Genomic DNA, 17,846 nt, shown 5'->3' with positions numbered 1-17,846 from the left:
CACGGCTAAGTGCGCTTTGTTTGCATGTCAGTGAATGACTCGGGCATAATGTGCACATCTATTTATAATGCCTGTTGCCCGCTATAAGTTGCCCGCTATATATGATGCAAATAACACATATATCAAATAACAACGTCAATGATTTTAGAAGGAAGTTTTGCTAATGAGTCAGACCGCCCCTTATGTTTTGGTGCTTTATTATTCAAATTATGGTACGACTAAGACATTAGCATATGCCATCGCCCAAGGTATTGAAGACGCTGGCATGACGGCGCGTATTCGTACGGTGCCGACAGTCGCGCCTGAAACCACGGCAAGTAAGCCTGCCATTCCTGATGAAGGTGACCTTTATTGCACCATGGATGATTTAAAAGATTGTAGCGGTCTGGCGCTTGGTAGTCCGACGCACTTTGGTAATATGGCCGCACCCATGAAGTATTTTTGGGACAATACCGTGACGCTTTGGCTGGCTGGTAACTTACAAAATAAACCAGCAGCGGTATTTACCGCCACCGGTTCGATGCATGGTGGGCAAGAGACGACCTTGCTGACCATGATGATGCCGCTATTGCACCATGGCATGATGATTGTGGGCGTCCCTTATGCTGAGCCTGCCCTAAATCGTACCCGTGGTGGTGGCTCACCTTATGGCGCAAGCCATGTCAGCGGCGCCTTACATGATCAGCCTGTATCGGCAGATGAGCGCGAACTGGCGATTGCTCAAGGGCGTCGTTTGGCGATTACGGCGTCTGCCTTAGCACAAGCGAAATGGAATCGTTAATTGCTGTCTAGTTAATTGACCTTAATCTACTGCTGCTTGCCGCTATCAATTAGGAAATAAATATCTCTCATGGCTACTAACCGCTCCAATCAGGACAATAACACTCAAACGCCAACAAAAAAAACACCTCAGGCTGCCAATGCTATGAAGGCGCAAAAACCGATAACGCCTATTCGTCAGCGTTTGATGGTGACGTGGTTGGTATGGCTGGTTTTTAGATTATTGGCGCTGCCGATTTTAATCAGTGTCTTTAATCCCAGTAATCCAGATATTATCGGCGGTATTGCTTGGCAAGCGCTATGGTTGGTGCCGGCGTTTGTCTTGACGCCATCGATATTACGTGGACGTTCGCCGTATGCGCTATTGATAGGCAGTATGTTTACCTTGGTTTATCTTGGGGCGAGCGGTGTGGTGCTGTTTACGCGCATCTATGGCAGTAGTTGGGCTGAGATAGTGGTATATTTGCTTGATTTTATTCTGTTATTTGCAATCAACGTTTGGTTATTTATCCTACTAAAACGCCTACCGTCAATGAATAATATCGTTAAGCAGCCACGTCCTCGCTAGATGAATCTTGGTATCCCGTGTTGTTGTAACCTATATTGATAGCAAGATTGATAGCAAAAAAGCGGCGCTCTAAAGTAGAGTGCCGCTTTTTTATGTTAGTCATTCATGCAGAAATAATGGCTTAATTAACCTTGGTTAATTCTAAATCCATCTTTTTACCATCGTTAATCTGACTGACTTTAACCGGTAGATAATCTAAGCTTGGTGCCAACCAAAAACTGGTCGAGCGGCTGTTGTCATCATGGACACGGTCGACACGCACGGTGTCAAAGGTACCTGCTGGCACGGTAATCTTAGTATTACCTGATTTTTTAAACGGCGTTTTTTCTACTTTGTCTTTTTTCGCCATGTAATAGTTGCCAGAGAATTTACCATTTAACAAGTCTTGGCGAATTTGCACCTCGAGGCTCAAATCATCAAAGGCTTGCTGCGCCATATTCATGGTCGTTGATTTACCGCGATAGTTACTCACTACCTTTTTACTGCTTGGATTAAAGTCCAGTTTATGGGTACGACCAACGCCTAATAGCTTGTAAGTGGTGCTAGCTTGGGTCGGAACGACATTATTACCGTTAATGCTAAAGGTACTGTTTTGCGCGGCACTTGCGACACCGGCTACCCGCGCATTGACGTTATATTTCCACGTATTACCGGCTTTATTTAACGTACGCGTAGCCGTCCCTTTGTATTTGTCTTCAACAGTAAAGCTGTAATTGGCGCTTGATGGTTCAATGTTTTTGGCGCTGGCAAGGGTAGGTGCGGTCATACTTAAAGCTCCAATCGCAGCAATGCTCGCCCCAGTGCTTAAGGCGGTGAAAAATTTAGATGGGCTGCGTTTCGGGTTATTAGAATCGGTTGCTAGGGATTGTTTATTGTTTAATAAAAAACTCATGGATATTCCTTAATTTGGTTTCAGGCTGTGTTATCAGCTTTTATTTATAAATATTGTCTTTTGTTTGACTGTTAGCTTTTATTTATAGGTCTTGTTATGTGCTCAGTCTTATATATGGTCATACTCTGTTACATTTTCAAGGGCAGCGACAGAGTCAAGCGTTTGGCTAATGTAGTTAATGTTGCTGGTTTTGCTAAATAAAGCAGGCGCAGTAACTTGCTGTAATCTTAGTAAGACGGCGTAAATGAAATAGATAGCAATAACTAAAGTGCATTCAGGTCTTACCGCTTGCATTTACAGCCACTATTCGATAGTAAATCTGTTGTTTTTGAGCAATGCTCAGGCCTTTAATAGCATGCAATTCAATCAAATGATTTTTTTAAAACATCATTACTGACTGAATAAGCGACAATGTGCAAAATTCTTGTAAATTTTTGGTCTTTACACTTGAACCGAACTCACCTTGCCCCCACTTTTTGATACAAGCTCAAAGCTTATCTAAAGAATGCTGTTTTTAAGCAGACATTCTGCTAGATCTTGGTATTGAGATCATTAATTCAAATAAACCCTTACTTTTAATAACCAAATTTTGGAGTCATATCGATGAACATTCGTCCTTTACATGACCGTATTGTCGTCCGCCGTATAGAAGAAGAAACAAAAACTGCGGGTGGTATCTTACTTCCTGGTTCTGCTCAAGAAAAACCTTCACAAGGTGAAGTGCTAGCAACCGGTAACGGTCAGATTCGTGACAACGGTGAAACTCGCGCGTTAGATGTAAAAGCTGGCGATAAAGTTTTGTTCGGTCAATATGCTGGTCAAACGGTAAAAGTTGACGGCGAAGAGCTATTGATTATGAAAGAATCTGATGTATTGGGTGTGCTAGAAGGCTAATTGTCCACGAGGCAATTTTAGCTAATTATTCTTAGCTAACACCATTTATACCTCAAGAGCATTTATAAAAAAATTCTTTGAAACATTTAATTGCATTCTCATACTTATAATAGTGGAGTAATTTAACATGGCAAAAGACGTAAAATTCGGCATTGATGCCCGTAAACAAATGATGGACGGCGTAAACGTTCTAGCAAATGCGGTAAAAGTAACCTTAGGCCCTAAAGGTCGTAACGTGGTTATCGATAAATCATTTGGCGCACCTACCATCACTAAAGATGGTGTTTCGGTTGCCAAAGAGATCGAGCTTGAAAACAAATTTGAAAACATGGGCGCGCAATTGGTGCGTGAAGTGGCTAGCCGTACCAACGATGTTGCTGGTGATGGTACAACGACTGCGACTGTATTGGCTCAGTCAATCTTGCAAGAAGGCATGAAATCAGTTGCCGCTGGCATGAACCCAATGGATCTAAAACGCGGTATCGATAAAGCGGTTCGCGCTGCTGTTGAGCAAATCCATTTGCTATCAACGCCAGCTGATGATTCAAAAGCGATTGCTCAAGTTGGTTCTATCTCTGCGAACTCAGACACCAAAATTGGCGAGCTGATTGCACAAGCGATGGAAAGAGTTGGTAAGCAAGGCGTTATCACCGTTGAAGAAGGTTCAAGCTTTGAAGATACCTTGGAAGTTGTTGAAGGTATGCAGTTTGACCGTGGTTATATCAGCCCGTACTTTGCTAATAAGCAAGACAGCTTAACCGCAGAATTTGAAAACCCATATATCTTACTTGTTGATAAAAAAATCAGCAACATCCGTGAAATTGTGCCATTACTTGAGCAAGTGATGCAGCAAAGCAAACCGTTGCTAATCATTGCTGAAGACGTAGAAAACGAAGCGTTGGCTACTTTAGTTGTGAACAACATGCGTGGCGGCTTAAAAACTTGTGCCGTTAAAGCACCAGGTTTTGGCGATCGTCGTAAAGCCATGCTAGAAGATATCGCAACACTAACTGGCGGTACGGTTATCTCTGAAGAGATTGGTCTAAGCCTTGAGACTGCTACTCTAGAGCAACTTGGTACCGCCAAGAAAGTCACTGTCGGTAAAGAAAACACTGTTATCGTTGATGGCGCTGGTAACAAAGCTGACATCGAAAACCGTGTTGAATCTATCAAACGTCAAGCTGAAGAATCAACGTCTGACTACGATAAAGAGAAGCTTCAAGAGCGTATGGCGAAACTTGCTGGCGGCGTTGCCGTTATCAAAGTTGGCGCTGCGACTGAAACTGAAATGAAAGAGAAGAAAGACCGTGTTGATGATGCGCTACATGCGACTCGTGCAGCGGTTGAAGAAGGCGTTGTCCCTGGTGGCGGTGTTGCCCTAGTTCGTGCGATGAATGCATTGTCTGAGCTACGTGGCGATAACGATGACCAAAACGCTGGTATCAATATCTTACGCCGCGCAATGGAAGCCCCATTACGTCAAATCGTCACCAACTCTGGCGAAGAAGCCTCAGTTGTGGTTAACGAAGTGAAGAGCGGTAGCGGTAACTACGGTTACAACGCAGCTTCTGGCGAATACGGCGACATGCTAGAAATGGGTATCCTTGATCCAGCGAAAGTTGCTCGTTCAGCACTAGAAAACGCCGCCTCTGTAGCAGGCCTCATGCTTACTACTGAAGTCATGATTACTGATTTACCGCAAGGTGATGATGGTATGGCTGGCATGGGCGGTGCTGGTGGAATGGGCGGTATGGGTGGAATGGGCGGCATGATGTAATTTATGCCTCTTAACCTGTAATGCTTAATACTATAATTTTTACTTTATAGTAATTGGTAAAACAAAACCCCGATAGGCTTTGGCTTATCGGGGTTTTTTTATGCAAATTAGATATTGTTTTAAAAACTACTGACTTGCTTCATCCCGACGAAAAACCCAAGTCTTATCATCAGACGCTCCATCAACATAATAATATCCTGACAAATCAAATTGCTTAAGCTGTTCAGCGTTGGTCAGCTTGTTATCAGCGGCATACTTTACCATAAGGCCACGGGCTTTTTTGGCATAAAAGCTAATCACTTTATATTGGCCATTTTTCTCATCTTCAAATCGTGGTGTGATAATTTCAGCATTTAGCGCTTTCTTTTTTATTACCTTAAAATACTCATTAGAAGCAAGGTTAACCAAAACCTTGTCATCACTATCCGCCATGCGTGCATTGATAGCGTCAGTCACTGCTTCGCCCCAAAACTCGTATAAGTTATCCCCGCGCTCATTTTTTAGCTTGGTGCCCATCTCTAGGCGATAGGGTTGGATTAAATCGAGCGGTTTTAGCACGCCATAAAGCCCTGACAAAATACCCAAATGTTCATTGACATAAATAGCGGTGTCCTTGTCCATGTGATACATATCAAGACCGCTATAAACATCACCATCGAATAAATAGCCCGCCGGTTTGGCGTTGTTATCCGTAAAGGGTTCATTCTCACTCCAAGCCCAGTCTTGATTACGCTTAGCATTCAGCTGCGCCAAATCGTCAGAGATGCTCATCAGCTCTTGCAAATCAATCGGCTCTTTTGCTTTTAGATTTTTCATTAGCACTTGCGAGTGCTCAATCAGCCCGGGCTGACTATAGTAATTGCCAAGATTGACTGGCACAGCATCTTTCTCATTAAGAGATTTGGCAGGGGAAAGTAAAAAATACATGGTTATTCCTTGTTTATAATGAGTTAAAGGGCGTTCTAATTAAGTGTCAAGTTTTCTTATTATACGGTAGACAGTATTTTATCTTGACTTAGTCGTAGCTGTTTTGTATTTTTAAGCGTCATCGTAGACATATGTCAAATATCAAAACAATTTGTGCGTTGGCTCAGAGCTAATAGCTTACAGGCTTTGCGCGCTTTTGGAAAAAATAAAAGTTTTTAATATAACAATAAAAGTTATGATGATGGTGTAAATGCCTAACTTTTTATTTTACTTGTGGGTCATCATTAGACAATGAAAGTTAGCAGACGATATCTCTATAATAAAAAGGCATGATGGCAAAGGCGTCATCATTTATTAAATTGATAATCTTTGGTCTTAAGTGTTAAACCAACCATGACCAAAGATTTTTTTGTCCCCTGTGCTTTTTAAATGTGCGTTGAGGGTGTTAAAAGGTAGTCATTAGACGTGAGTATAGTCATTAGACGTAAGTAAGGAGACGGTATGAGAATCGGTGTTATTAGTGCAGATAGCGCAAGTGAAAGTCGGGTAGCGCTAACCCCTGACGCGGTAAAAAAATTACGTAAGCTAGGGTTTGAAGTCATCATTCAGTCAGGTGCAGGTCAAGCAGCATATTATGCTGATGAGCTGTATCAAGCGGCGGGTGCTGACATTGCCAACAGTAGTACCGAGGTCGTCACCCAGTCTCAAATTATTACCACGGTCAACGACTTGCCAGCGGCGGTAACTGAGCATTTAACGGCCGGTCAAGTGGTTATCGGGATGCTGGACCCATATCGCAATAGCCAGCTAGATACTTACGCGGCAAAAGGCGCTACCGCTTTTGCAATGGAGTTATTGCCACGTACCTTGTCACGCGCACAAAATATGGACGTTTTGTCCTCGCAAGCCAACCTTGCCGGTTATAAAGCAGTATTGCTAGCCGCCAACGAATATTCGCGTCCGTTCCCAATGTTTATGACCTCAGCTGGTACGGTTAAGCCTGCCAAAGTGGTCATCTTAGGTGTCGGCGTTGCAGGCTTGCAAGCGATTGCAACGGCTAAGCGTTTAGGCGCTGTCGTTGAAGCAAGTGATTTACGTCCGACCGCTCGTGAGCAAGTAGAATCCTTAGGTGGTAAGTGGCTTGATGTGCCGATGAGTGCAGAGGAAGCAGAAACAGCTAAGTCTACAGGTGGCTATGCGTGGACACCATCAGAGCAATATGTCAAAGACCAAGCGGCAGTGGTTGACAAGGCATTAAGCAATGCTGATATCGTTATCACTACAGCACAAATTCCTGGTCGTAACGCACCGCGTTTGGTGCACGGGGCGACGCTTGCCAAAATGAAAGCAGGTTCAGTGCTCATCGATATGGCAGCTGGTACCGGTGGTAACGTCGAAGGCAGTGTGCCAGATGAAACCATTACCACGGCAAATGGCGTGCGTATTGTTGGTGCGGCTAATATTCCATCGCAACTGGCAGCGCAGTCTTCAGACTTATATGCCAATAATCTTGTCAATTTTATCACCACTTTAATTGCTCCTGCAGCTACAGATGACGCTTCAGCAAACAAACTGGCACTGAACTTAGATATGGAAGATGAGATTCAGGGCGCACTGGCAGTGACGCATGAGAGTCAGGTACGACTAGCCAAACGCTAGTTTTGACTGCCTATCACTACACACTTTGTCACCATACATTTGCCAGACACGAATAAATTTTTAGGAGGATAAGATGATTGCCACTGTTTTAGCTGCAGCGCCAGCCGGTGCAGCCATGAGTAGCACACCATTTGTAGCGATTTTCACTGTATTTGTACTCGCTATTTTTGTGGGATATTACGTCGTTTGGGGAGTGACCCCAGCGCTACATACGCCATTGATGGCTGTGACCAACGCCTTATCAAGTATTGTCATCGTCGGTGCGATGCTACAGACGGTTACCATTGACGGCTCTGTGTTCACGCCGACCAGTTTGCTTGGTGCCTTTGCCGTATTTTTGGCCAGTATCAATATTTTCGGTGGTTTTGCCGTGACTGAGCGCATGCTTTCCATGTTTAAGCCCAAGGTGAAAAAAGCGCCTGTTGTTGATGCTGATAATGGAGGTGACGCATGAGCGACTTAACGAACTTCATTGCCACCAATGCTGATTGGTTTTATTTGGTTGGCGCCATTCTTTTCGTATTAACGTTACGTGGTTTATCGAGTCCAAAAACAGCCATTCGTGGTAACCGCTTCGGTATGGCGGCGATGGCTATTGCTGTTATTACCACATTCTTCCTAGCCGAAGGTCCTATTTTATGGATGATTGTCGGCGCTATGGTTTTAGGTGCAGTGGTCGGTATGTGGAAGGCCAGAACGGTCGCCATGACCCAAATGCCAGAAACCGTCGCTTTGATGCATTCATTTGTTGGTTTGGCAGCGGTGGCCATTGCATTGGCAACCGTACTACACACTGAAGAAGCCTATAGCACAATTACTCGTCTAGAGCTGTTCATCGGTTGCTTTATCGGTGCGATTACCTTTTCAGCATCATTCTTCGCTTTTGGTAAGTTAGCAGCAAAAAGCTGGGCGAAAACGCTGGTTGGTGGTTGGGTTAAACCGGTACAAGCGATTCTATTTATCGCGATGATTGGTTTTGGTGCGGTCTATTTTATGACTGATTCGCTACCAGCATTCTATGCGATGACTGTACTAGCCATTATCTTTGGTTGGATGTGGATTGCGCCAATCGGTGGCGGTGATATGCCAGTGGTTGTCTCACTATTGAACTCATTCTCAGGTTGGGCAGCAGCAGGTATTGGTTTTACCCTTGGCAACTCGATGCTGATTATTGCAGGTTCACTCGTCGGTTCATCAGGTGCCATTTTGTCTTACATCATGTGTAAAGCCATGAACCGCTCATTACTCAACGTATTGTTTGGTGGTATGGGTACGACAGCTGCTGCTGCAGGCGGTGATGATGGTGCACCAAAGAACTACAAAGCAGGCTCTGCAGAAGATGCTGGCTTCTTGATGTCCAATGCCAGTAACGTTGTGATTGTACCCGGTTATGGTATGGCGCAAGGTCGTGCACAGAATGCGGTCAAAGAGTTATATGAGCTATTGAAAGAAGAAGGCGTCAATGTGCGCTTTGCTATTCATCCAGTGGCAGGTCGTATGCCAGGACACATGAACGTACTATTGGCGGAAGCGGATGTGCCTTATGATGACATCCTAGAGATGGATGAAATCAACTCTGACTTTGCTAGTACGGATGTAGTCTTGGTCATTGGTGCTAACGACGTGGTAAACCCATCAGCAAAAGAGGATCCAACGTCGCCAATCTTTGGTATGCCAATTTTAGAAGTTACCAAAGCGCAAACGGTCATGGTCATCAAGCGTTCAATGAGCACAGGTTATGCAGGACTTGATAACAGCTTGTTCTACATGGACAAGACCATGATGATCTTTGGCGATGCTAAGAAAATGGTCGAAGAAATGGTTCGTAGTATCAATGGCGGCGGTCATTAATTGCTAATCATCTACTAATAATATTTTCACGAAAAAAGTCACTGAGGTGGCTTTTTTTGCGTTAAGGTAGGCAGCATTTACATTCAACTATATCCAATTATCATTAATAAATAATAACAGTGAAGAGATTTCCTTATGAACATGTTGATACGTTTTTTTATTATGGTCAGCTTATTAAAGCAGCAGCTTAAACAGCAAGCGGTTAGCGAACACCTAAATGTCGAAACCTTGTCCGCACCAATTGTGCGCCACTATCGAGTATTGCCACATGATATGGGCTTTCGTGATCATCTGCCCAATTATCGCTACTTATCTTTTATAGAATTAAACATTACTAAATGGCTGATGGCGTGCTGTCATCAAAAGGATATTAAAAATCTCGGCTGGATTATCGCCATGCAAGAAATGGTTTATCTCAAAGAGATTAAGTTTCTGAGTAAGATGACGGTAAATAGTACGCTTGTCGGTTGGGATAAAAAATACGTCTATTTTGAAACGCGCTTCTTTGTCAAAAATCAGTTGATGGGTGTTGGTATGACCAAGTTTGTATTGACCAATAAAAAAGGTAAGTGTGCGCCAGAGGTATTGGATATGAAAGGTGAGCAGACAAATGAGGTCATTGATTCTTGGAATCAGCATCAAGTAGCGATTAAATCTTCTGAATCTGCTAAATAGAGAAAATAAGCTAAATCAACAAAGGCTCTATAACGAACTTGTCTATAATCAGCGGGCGAATTTTGCTACGATAGGGCTTATGAAATGGTCAAGAAAATCGTCAAGCAAATAACCAGCTTAAATGACCATCAATTCGATGACAATTATAAAATGATGACAAGTTAAGGAGCTACCATGACCCCGCAGAAATTAAAATGGACAGACAGCTTAGATATCGCTATTGAGCTTTACGAGAAATTCCCCGAGACCGATCCGCAATACATTCGCTTTACGGATTTGCATCGCTGGGTGACTGAGCTTGAAGGCTTTGATGATGACCCGCAGCGCTCAAATGAAGGTATCTTAGAAGCCATTCAGATGAACTGGATTGATGAAGCAGATTAGAGTAATCCTTCAACGTTAATCTTATTAAATATTTTTTTAAACACAAAATAGCATCAATATATAGGATAGGCCGCATTATGACATCAGAAATCAAGGAGCTACCCGAAGCGATAGCGTGCAAAGGCATCAGCGTTCGCACCACCAATAATGCTGAAATTAGCCAAGAAACAGCCAAGTTAGGTCGCTTATGGCAAAAGTTTTATCAAAATCATGCGGGCAATCTTCCTGAAGGTGAAGACATTTACGGCATCTATCATAACTATGAGAGCGATGACTTGGTCGGTGCTTTCGATGTTGTGGCAGGCTGGAAAGTAGATAGCGAGCAAGAACAGTCAGATAATAGCGCTAATGCTAAGAATGGCACTCTAGTCAGCGTAGATATTCCTGCAGGTAAGTATTTGGTCTTTTCTGAAGAAGGTAGAATGCCCAATACTGTGATGAACGCTTGGGAGAAGGCGTGGACGTATTTTAATAATCGAAGCTGTGAGCATGTACGAACGTACAATGTTGATTTTGAGCATTATATCGGTGGCAACTTAGAGTATGGGCAAGTAGATCTCTATATTGGTATTGAGTAGAAATTTTAGAATATAGCTATGATATTTGAAGGTGTTGTAGGGTGGGTTAGCTCAAGTGTAACCCACCAATCTGATAATTTTAAAAATAAATTTAGAACATCAACCTGCCCGTTTGCCTAACTTCTACATTCACACCTGTTAACTGTTTTAGCTCATTTTCTACTTGTTTATGGCGTATAGGCGTTAAAGATTTTTGAAAATAAGTATCGATAACAATTTTAAATCCCATAGGCGTAAAGCCTATGCCTTGCATCTCGCCGCCGTACTTTTTGATGATTTTATCAATTTTTTCCATATCTTCTTGGCTATTATAAACATCTAGCATCTGAGCGCGACTTCTATCCGCTATTGGTAATATTTCAATAGCTATGCTAAAGCCGCGTAGCTCGCCTTTCTTAATGACATATTCGTAACTGTCAGCGACTACATTTGGTCGCGTGACGATAAAATATTTCGGCACACCATCCGCATTACCATAAATGTCAACATAGCTATCACCAAGTTGTGCTTTTACTTGATCCACGAACTGTTGCACCTCTGCTGAACCATATACCATTTCATGACGATAAATATCGGCGACAGGTCTATTAACGGCATTTGCTAAACTAACAATATGGTCTGGGTAGTCAACATCTCGTGGTGTATTGTCGATAGAAACATCAGATTTAGTATCAACTTTTGTCCAATCAATATGAATTTTTTTTGCCCAACTATCGTACCTGTAGGTTCAGATTTTACTGGTTCGTATGATGTGGCGTTACAGCCATTTAATAGCGCAATCATGACAACAGTAAAGGCGAGCGTCATAGGGTTAAATTGAATCATTGCAGCATATCCTCAAATATTTGATAAAAATTTTCAATCCAACAACAAATTCTCTAAAATCCCCTCATAAATCTGTGCCAATTTCCCCAAGTCATCTATTTCTACTTTTTCATCGACCTGATGAATCGTGGCATTACGCACGCCAAGCTCAACCACTTGCGCACCTGTTGGCGCGATAAAGCGTCCATCTGAGGTACCGCCTGATGTAGATAACGTGGTATCAACATCGGTCACAGATTTAATCGCTTGCTGGCAGGCTGATACGAGTTTGCCTTCAGGAGTTAAAAATGGCTGACCGGATAATTTCCAATGAATATCATAACTGGCTTTGCTGTTCTCAAAATATTTATCAAAGATAGCATGGGTTTTTGCTTTTAGCTCATCTGCGTTTGTTTCTGTAGAAAAGCGGAAATTAAAGACAACCTTTAGCGTTTCAGGAATGACGTTGGTCGCGCCCGTACCGCCATTGATATTAGAGATTTGCAGGGAAGTCGCAGGGAAATACTCATTGCCGTTATCCCAAGTGGCTGCTGTCAGATCCGCTAAAGCTGCCATCGTTGCATGTATCGGATTGCAAGCCAAATGCGGGTAGGCAACATGACCTTGTTTGCCAGTGACGGTAAGCTCTGCACCCAATGAGCCGCGGCGACCATTTTTAATGATATCGCCAAGCGTGTCGGTACTTGATGGCTCACCAACGAGGCAATAGGTAATTTTCTCATTTCGTGCCTCCAAGGTTTCAATGACTTTGACTGTGCCATTGATGGACGGACCTTCTTCATCTGAGGTGATTAAAAAAGCAATAGAGCCATTGTGCTCAGGATGGTTAGCGACAAAACGCTCGGCGGCAACGGTAAAGGCTGCAATACCGGTTTTCATATCAGCTGCACCGCGCGCCCATAAATAACCATCGGCAATGGTTGGCGTAAATGGCGGATAAGTCCAATTTTTTTCATCGCCCGTTGGTACAACGTCGGTATGACCAGCAAAACAAATAACGGGATCAGTGGTGCCACGGCGCGCCCAAAGGTTTTTGACTTCCGCTTGTTCGCCTTTTGCCTGTCTATCACCGTAATACATAAACTCACAGTTAAACCCTGCTTGTTGCAGGCGCTCTGATAGTATATCTTGGCAGCCATCGTCATCGGGTGTGACCGAAGGACGCTCAAGTAGGGCGATACTTAATTCTAAGGTTTGTTGTTGATGGGTTTTACTATTATTTTCTAAACTCATGACAGTCCTAGATAAGTTGATTTACTATTTCTTGTGATAACATTTGGCTTATTTTTATAAGATTTATCTAATGCTGATGCTTATCAACTCTGATGCTCAAAATAACTTTAGTTTTTATCCAAATAAATTTTCTCATAATCGCCGTAATATATTGCTAGATACTCTGTAATGCACTTTTCGGCTGGCGTATTACTATAATTCTTAACTTGGTCACTGTTGTAAGCACGCACATAGCCACCTGCAGAAATGATATCGCCCATTTTATAACTTGTTCCTAATAGTTTTAAAGTCTTATTCTGACTATCAAAAGCTGCATGTCCTTCGGGAAATACAGGTGTCATCCATCTGCTTCCATCAAATGCAAGTAGACACCCATCTTCATATTTGAATTCAGTAGTAAGAGCGGTCGGATTAATTATTAGAGGTTTTTCAGGAGTGGATTTTGGCAAATAATAGGTAAAAAAGAACTCATTGTGTTGTTGAGTAGGGGCTTGAGGATTAAGCGTCTCGCAGCTAACAATCAGAGGGAGCATAACAAGTAAGAGAAAGTTTCTAAATAAAGTTTTATGCATTGTCATTATCCCTAAGTAACAAGGCTTATTTAAAGTAAAAGTAATAGCTGATGAATATTAAATATTGTCTTCAACAAAAGGCACCAGACCATCACGGCGCATCCAAGTCGCGATAGAATAACGCTGACGATGAGCGATTTGCACCTGATGTTGTAGGTCGCTATCAAATATGACCAGTCTATTGGCGACAGGCATGACATTATAATGAATGCCATGCTTATCGACAATTTCTAAAGCCCCGCCGTCATTATCGCTCCAATCATCATTAAGATAAAACACCGCCGAAATAACGCGCTCATCACGCCCAGCCGGATTGTCGCTATGCCATTGATAGCCAAAACCCACCGGATAACAAGCGTAATGTGCTTCACTATGGCGAATACCGGCAAACAAGCTTTGATTGAATAAAGCAGCAAGCGCATTGATACTTTGCAGATAATAAAACCCTGCAAAGAAGTTTTCCGTAATCCAGCGGATGCGGTCACCGCGAATATCGCTAACCCGAATACCAGCCGTCAACTCTGCGTCACGATACTCAATAAAACCGCTCTCGGACTGCAAGGCTAATAGTGCTTTATTCTCAAACACTTCATCAATAACCATCCAACCATCATCTACAAACTTATCCAACTGTTCATCGGTCAGCTTATTTTGCCAATCGACATCAAAATCGGATAACGCTAATACGTGCTGAGTTGGCGGCTTTTGGTTATCGTCGCCATTATGCGGAAACAGTAATGGTGGATTATCCTGTCCAATCGGATTATGGACGACTAACTTTGTCACCTCAAGATTGCTAATAATCTGCGTCATTTTGTCTCGCCGTTATCAATAAACATGCCATTCGCTGTCAATACACAGCCAATCCATGCCTTTTTACCAAAACCATCGTTATCTTTTACCCTGTCTATGCTACCATAGATGCAATTTTTCTTATTTAAACTTTTGATCTTATGAATTATAAACACGCCTATCACGCTGGTAACTTTGCCGATGTCGTTAAACACATTTTATTGGTACAACTACTGAATCAATTGGGGCAAAAAAACAAACCTTTTTATGTGCTAGATGCTTATGGCGGTCGTGGACTGTATTCGCTCGGCAGTGAAGAGGCGCGCAAAACAGGGGAAGCCAAAGGCGGTATTCAAGCTTTGGTAAAAGCTGACGTCGAAAAAGCACCGACGGCAGTCAAAGATTATATGGAAGGCATTAAGCAAGCCCGTTTCACTTATGACAAAAAAGTCTATCCCGGCTCGCCGTGGTGGATTGCTCATCATGTTGAAAAAAATCCTGACGCTGGCGTACGCGGTGAAGCGTTTGAAGCCAAAGCCAGCGAATATGATGCACTGAATTATCAGCTGCATAAATTGCCGATTGGTATTCATCATCGCAATGCCTTTGAAGGTATCGCTGCCGTTATTCCACCAAAAGAGAAGCGCGGTCTGATTTTCCTTGACCCTCCTTACGAGCAAGAGCATAAAGACTTTACCCGCCTGATTAATCTATTGGTTGCCTCTTATGAAAAATGGCCACAAGGTACTTATGCCTTATGGTATCCGATTAAAAACATCGAAGCGGTTGAGCTGTTTTATAAAAAGCTTAAACGTACCGAGATGAGACGTCAATTGGTCTGTGAGCTCAATATCTATCCTAATGATATCGCTGTCGGTCTGAACGGTACAGGTCTACTGGTTATCAATCCGCCTTGGCAGTTTGACAATCATGCGCGTGAGATATTGCGTTTCTTACAGCCGGTGTTAAAAGTTGAAGATGCGCCAGACTTGTCTGCAGATAGTGCCACCAATGTGCGCTGGCTGGTTGGCGAATAAGGATATCGTTATGACGACTGATCAATCATCAAGTAGCATTGCAAAGGATGGCCTTGCCAAGAGCAGTCTAGTAACTGATAAAGTTATGAATGACGGTTTGGTAAAAGAGCCACTATTACAAGATAGCGCCGCCACTCAGCCGCCTTTTGTCGATGAACATGAGTTCAATATTCGCCTCGCGGATAATGATAATTATGATGGCCTAACCTTTGAGGTGATTGAAGCAGAAGTTGCAGAAGGCAAGCGCGTGGTCAGTCGCGGTGTGTATTTAGCGCCCAATCTCATCACAACCTTATCGTTACTATCGGGTTTTTATTCTATTTTAGCCAGTACCCAAGGCGAGTTTTATAAAGCATCACTGGCGATTTTCTTATCCGCCATTCTTGATGGCGCTGATGGGCGAGTAGCGCGTATGCTCAATGCACAAAGCCCTTTTGGCGAGCAGTATGATTCACTTGCCGATATGCTGGCCTTTGGCGTTGCACCTGCCATTTTGATTTATAGCTTTGCTTTAGAACCTTTAGGTCGTGTCGGGTTAGGGTGTGCGTTTGTCTTTACTGCCTGTGCCGCTTTCCGCCTTGCGCGTTTTAACGTTCAAGTTGGCATTGTCGATAAAAAATACTTTGTCGGTTTGGCAAGTCCGCTTGCCGCTATCTTAGTTACGGCAGCTGTGATGGTTGCGGTCGATCATAACGAATGGATCGGACAATACGATACTGCCGTCATGTTCTTATTCGCTGCGTGGGTCGTTATCTGTGGTTTATTGATGGTCAGTAACGTCAAATACTATAGCTTTAAAGAGTTCGATAAAAAGAAAGTACCTTTTGTGGTGCTTATCATTGGCGTATTGGTCATGAGTATCATCTTATATGATATCCCTGTGGGCATCTTAGCCATTGGTATCATCTATGCGTTATCAGGTATCTTTACCACGCTAAAAAGCAAAGCCACTAGTTAACGCTATGATTGCTTTATAGTAGATGTTGGCTTAAGACATGCACATACGAACCGCTTATTTTTTAATAGGCGGTTTTTATTTGCATGCTAGGGTGGTGAGTTGCATACTAATATGCGGCTCTGATAGCGATAATTATACAACTGAGATGGTTATAATAAAAAGACACAAATAACACTGGGTTGGAGTTATTATTAAAATAATTTAAATATGTTATTGTATGATATAGCTATATAAACATTATATGACTAGCCTTTTTATAACGCTATTTGATAATAAACGTCGAGGTTATTATGCTGAACTTAAATAGTTTTAATCATCTATTGCCGGTCTCAAATACCTCAACACACTTGATAAGAGGTTTGATAGCGAGTGCTTTATTTTCATTATCATTGGTTCCAGCATCTTCATATGCCGATGCTAGCAACTCAATAAGTCCCATATCTCGGGCTGAAGCTGCAAATCCAGCCAATTTTAAGCGTTTAAGCGTTAATGGCCGCGCAGTGACTTATGCATCAGCACCGTGTCCTATTAAAACAGGGCTGATCTCTTGTGGTCTTGAAAAGCTCAAACTCATCAATAGCAGTATTAATGAGGTGTCCGCGGATTATGATTTGGCGCAAACTTTCTTCTTCCCATCAAAAGCCCAGCCCAAGACAGCCGTTGTTGTCATTACCCGTTCAGGTCTCATGGATGATAGTGTTAGCGCAGAACGTTATCGTATTAGCTTTACCTTAAAAGGTACGCCATCGGAATTGAGTTGGCATTGGGTTCAGTATGGTGTGCAATATCAATGTGTTCGCGGTAACAAAGCAGGGATATGGACGAAGAATCTTTGCCCTTAATAGCGTCTTAAATAGCGTCTTGGATTGATACACAGATTTAGCATTATCAAAAAATAAGAAATAAACCTTCAAACCCCCTTGACCCCCACCTGAAACCGCGTATAATGCCACCCAGTCGGAAGGGAAGGCGGATTGGCGTGGATTACCACTGATTAACAATAGCTAGTTTTAACCAAGCTACTACTTAATCATCCAGTCCAGAAAATTCATTTTAGATTAACCTAGTTTAAAATAAAATAATTTACCTCTTGACTTACTGATTTAAACGTCTATAATACGCACCTCATTAAGACGAACTGAACGACTTATATGTGAATTACATATAACAAACCCAGATAACTTATTGAAACAAATTATAAAAAAGCTTGACAAACCAAATCATTATGATATGATAGTCGGCTCGCTAGATAGGATAAGTTATTAACTTAGACTGAATAGCGAAGAGAAATACCCTATATAATCATCTACTGGACGACAGTAGCGTGACACTATTTAAAAGCATAACTAAAGAACAACTTGTGTGGATTTTTGCTGATTCAGAATGCTAAAAAATAAAGTTGACTATCTTTTCTTTTCGGAAAGATTATTAACTATAAAAATTA

The 17,846-nt window shown here is 42.5% G+C and carries 19 protein-coding genes; 13 read left to right on the top strand and 6 right to left on the bottom strand.

The window, feature by feature from the left end:
- Positions 1-163 precede the first annotated feature (163 nt).
- On the top strand, positions 164-781 hold the full coding sequence (wrbA, locus tag ACP7AA_RS10490) for an NAD(P)H:quinone oxidoreductase (protein WP_426223540.1): 618 nt from the start codon (positions 164-166) through the stop codon (positions 779-781).
- Positions 782-850: 69 nt separating this feature from the next.
- Positions 851-1,348 (top strand): hypothetical protein, encoded by a 498-nt coding sequence (locus tag ACP7AA_RS10485; protein ID WP_426223539.1) that lies wholly within the window; start codon positions 851-853, stop codon positions 1,346-1,348.
- Positions 1,349-1,469: 121 nt separating this feature from the next.
- On the opposite strand, the gene ACP7AA_RS10480 is transcribed toward ACP7AA_RS10485, so the two are convergent.
- Positions 1,470-2,240, bottom strand: a complete 771-nt coding sequence (locus ACP7AA_RS10480) for a DUF3108 domain-containing protein (RefSeq protein WP_296175176.1) — start codon at positions 2,238-2,240, stop codon at positions 1,470-1,472.
- A gap of 603 nt (positions 2,241-2,843) precedes the next feature.
- On the opposite strand from ACP7AA_RS10480, the gene ACP7AA_RS10475 reads away from it, so the two are divergent.
- Complete coding sequence (locus tag ACP7AA_RS10475) at positions 2,844-3,134, top strand: co-chaperone GroES (RefSeq protein WP_010196840.1); 291 nt, start codon at positions 2,844-2,846, stop codon at positions 3,132-3,134.
- A 127-nt stretch (positions 3,135-3,261) separates the two neighbouring features.
- Positions 3,262-4,911, top strand: a complete 1,650-nt coding sequence (gene groL / locus ACP7AA_RS10470; RefSeq protein ID WP_201619970.1) for a chaperonin GroEL — start codon at positions 3,262-3,264, stop codon at positions 4,909-4,911.
- 126 nt (positions 4,912-5,037) lie between these two features.
- On the opposite strand, the gene yaaA is transcribed toward groL, so the two are convergent.
- A complete protein-coding gene (gene yaaA, locus ACP7AA_RS10465; RefSeq protein ID WP_426223538.1) occupies positions 5,038-5,838 on the bottom strand; it encodes a peroxide stress protein YaaA in 801 nt (266 codons plus the stop codon).
- Positions 5,839-6,339: 501 nt separating this feature from the next.
- Between yaaA and ACP7AA_RS10460 the strand changes: the two genes are divergently transcribed.
- The 6 genes from ACP7AA_RS10460 to ACP7AA_RS10435 all read left to right on the top strand — a co-directional run bounded on the left by ACP7AA_RS10460 (position 6,340) and on the right by ACP7AA_RS10435 (position 10,985).
- Complete coding sequence (locus ACP7AA_RS10460; protein WP_426223537.1) at positions 6,340-7,497, top strand: NAD(P) transhydrogenase subunit alpha; 1,158 nt, start codon at positions 6,340-6,342, stop codon at positions 7,495-7,497.
- A gap of 115 nt (positions 7,498-7,612) precedes the next feature.
- Entirely contained in the window at positions 7,613-7,951 is a 339-nt protein-coding gene (locus ACP7AA_RS10455) for a proton-translocating transhydrogenase family protein (RefSeq protein ID WP_290189785.1), read from the top strand.
- On the top strand, positions 7,948-9,348 hold the full coding sequence (locus ACP7AA_RS10450) for an NAD(P)(+) transhydrogenase (Re/Si-specific) subunit beta (RefSeq protein WP_288727214.1): 1,401 nt from the start codon (positions 7,948-7,950) through the stop codon (positions 9,346-9,348). The genes ACP7AA_RS10455 and ACP7AA_RS10450 overlap by 4 nt, the downstream gene beginning before the upstream one ends.
- Positions 9,349-9,483: 135 nt before the next feature.
- Entirely contained in the window at positions 9,484-10,023 is a 540-nt protein-coding gene (locus ACP7AA_RS10445) for an acyl-CoA thioesterase (RefSeq protein WP_426223536.1), read from the top strand.
- Positions 10,024-10,197: 174 nt separating this feature from the next.
- On the top strand, positions 10,198-10,407 hold the full coding sequence (gene iscX, locus ACP7AA_RS10440; RefSeq protein ID WP_011279849.1) for a Fe-S cluster assembly protein IscX: 210 nt from the start codon (positions 10,198-10,200) through the stop codon (positions 10,405-10,407).
- Positions 10,408-10,484: 77 nt separating this feature from the next.
- Positions 10,485-10,985: a GyrI-like domain-containing protein gene (locus ACP7AA_RS10435; protein WP_426223535.1), complete on the top strand. Its 501-nt coding sequence runs from the start codon at positions 10,485-10,487 to the stop codon at positions 10,983-10,985.
- A 91-nt stretch (positions 10,986-11,076) separates the two neighbouring features.
- On the opposite strand, the gene ACP7AA_RS10430 is transcribed toward ACP7AA_RS10435, so the two are convergent.
- From ACP7AA_RS10430 to ACP7AA_RS10415, 4 genes are all read right to left on the bottom strand, one after another.
- A complete protein-coding gene (locus ACP7AA_RS10430) occupies positions 11,077-11,508 on the bottom strand; it encodes a hypothetical protein (RefSeq protein ID WP_426223534.1) in 432 nt (143 codons plus the stop codon).
- Positions 11,509-11,843: 335 nt separating this feature from the next.
- A complete protein-coding gene (gene dapE, locus ACP7AA_RS10425; protein ID WP_426223533.1) occupies positions 11,844-13,043 on the bottom strand; it encodes a succinyl-diaminopimelate desuccinylase in 1,200 nt (399 codons plus the stop codon).
- A gap of 107 nt (positions 13,044-13,150) precedes the next feature.
- On the bottom strand, positions 13,151-13,615 hold the full coding sequence (locus ACP7AA_RS10420; RefSeq protein WP_426223532.1) for a hypothetical protein: 465 nt from the start codon (positions 13,613-13,615) through the stop codon (positions 13,151-13,153).
- Positions 13,616-13,672: 57 nt separating this feature from the next.
- Positions 13,673-14,428: a 2OG-Fe(II) oxygenase gene (locus ACP7AA_RS10415; RefSeq protein ID WP_426223531.1), complete on the bottom strand. Its 756-nt coding sequence runs from the start codon at positions 14,426-14,428 to the stop codon at positions 13,673-13,675.
- Between the two features lie 140 nt (positions 14,429-14,568).
- Between ACP7AA_RS10415 and ACP7AA_RS10410 the strand changes: the two genes are divergently transcribed.
- The 3 genes from ACP7AA_RS10410 to ACP7AA_RS10400 all read left to right on the top strand — a co-directional run bounded on the left by ACP7AA_RS10410 (position 14,569) and on the right by ACP7AA_RS10400 (position 17,244).
- Complete coding sequence (locus ACP7AA_RS10410) at positions 14,569-15,444, top strand: 23S rRNA (adenine(2030)-N(6))-methyltransferase RlmJ (protein ID WP_201562574.1); 876 nt, start codon at positions 14,569-14,571, stop codon at positions 15,442-15,444.
- Positions 15,445-15,454: 10 nt separating this feature from the next.
- Entirely contained in the window at positions 15,455-16,402 is a 948-nt protein-coding gene (gene pssA, locus ACP7AA_RS10405) for a CDP-diacylglycerol--serine O-phosphatidyltransferase (protein ID WP_227671075.1), read from the top strand.
- A 500-nt stretch (positions 16,403-16,902) separates the two neighbouring features.
- On the top strand, positions 16,903-17,244 hold the full coding sequence (locus ACP7AA_RS10400) for a hypothetical protein (protein ID WP_426223530.1): 342 nt from the start codon (positions 16,903-16,905) through the stop codon (positions 17,242-17,244).
- Positions 17,245-17,846 lie beyond the last annotated feature (602 nt).

This window comes from Psychrobacter sp. DWR1-2-3 (assembly GCF_049896465.1).
GTDB lineage: Bacteria > Pseudomonadota > Gammaproteobacteria > Pseudomonadales > Moraxellaceae > Psychrobacter > Psychrobacter maritimus.
The sequence above is the reverse complement of the archived record's forward strand: the minus strand, read 5'-3'. Positions and strand labels throughout refer to the sequence as shown.

Bases quoted from the DNA above. Each gene is read 5' to 3' on its own strand.
- wrbA (WP_426223540.1), top strand. From the start codon at position 164: ATGAGTCAGACCGCCCCTTATGTTTTGGTGCTTTATTATTCAAATTAT.
- ACP7AA_RS10485 (WP_426223539.1), top strand. From the start codon at position 851: ATGGCTACTAACCGCTCCAATCAGGACAATAACACTCAAACGCCAACA.
- ACP7AA_RS10480 (WP_296175176.1), bottom strand. From the start codon at position 2,240: ATGAGTTTTTTATTAAACAATAAACAATCCCTAGCAACCGATTCTAAT.
- ACP7AA_RS10475 (WP_010196840.1), top strand. From the start codon at position 2,844: ATGAACATTCGTCCTTTACATGACCGTATTGTCGTCCGCCGTATAGAA.
- groL (WP_201619970.1), top strand. From the start codon at position 3,262: ATGGCAAAAGACGTAAAATTCGGCATTGATGCCCGTAAACAAATGATG.
- yaaA (WP_426223538.1), bottom strand. From the start codon at position 5,838: ATGTATTTTTTACTTTCCCCTGCCAAATCTCTTAATGAGAAAGATGCT.
- ACP7AA_RS10460 (WP_426223537.1), top strand. From the start codon at position 6,340: ATGAGAATCGGTGTTATTAGTGCAGATAGCGCAAGTGAAAGTCGGGTA.
- ACP7AA_RS10455 (WP_290189785.1), top strand. From the start codon at position 7,613: ATGAGTAGCACACCATTTGTAGCGATTTTCACTGTATTTGTACTCGCT.
- ACP7AA_RS10450 (WP_288727214.1), top strand. From the start codon at position 7,948: ATGAGCGACTTAACGAACTTCATTGCCACCAATGCTGATTGGTTTTAT.
- ACP7AA_RS10445 (WP_426223536.1), top strand. From the start codon at position 9,484: ATGAACATGTTGATACGTTTTTTTATTATGGTCAGCTTATTAAAGCAG.
- iscX (WP_011279849.1), top strand. From the start codon at position 10,198: ATGACCCCGCAGAAATTAAAATGGACAGACAGCTTAGATATCGCTATT.
- ACP7AA_RS10435 (WP_426223535.1), top strand. From the start codon at position 10,485: ATGACATCAGAAATCAAGGAGCTACCCGAAGCGATAGCGTGCAAAGGC.
- dapE (WP_426223533.1), bottom strand. From the start codon at position 13,043: ATGAGTTTAGAAAATAATAGTAAAACCCATCAACAACAAACCTTAGAA.
- ACP7AA_RS10420 (WP_426223532.1), bottom strand. From the start codon at position 13,615: ATGCATAAAACTTTATTTAGAAACTTTCTCTTACTTGTTATGCTCCCT.
- ACP7AA_RS10415 (WP_426223531.1), bottom strand. From the start codon at position 14,428: ATGACGCAGATTATTAGCAATCTTGAGGTGACAAAGTTAGTCGTCCAT.
- ACP7AA_RS10410 (WP_201562574.1), top strand. From the start codon at position 14,569: ATGAATTATAAACACGCCTATCACGCTGGTAACTTTGCCGATGTCGTT.
- pssA (WP_227671075.1), top strand. From the start codon at position 15,455: ATGACGACTGATCAATCATCAAGTAGCATTGCAAAGGATGGCCTTGCC.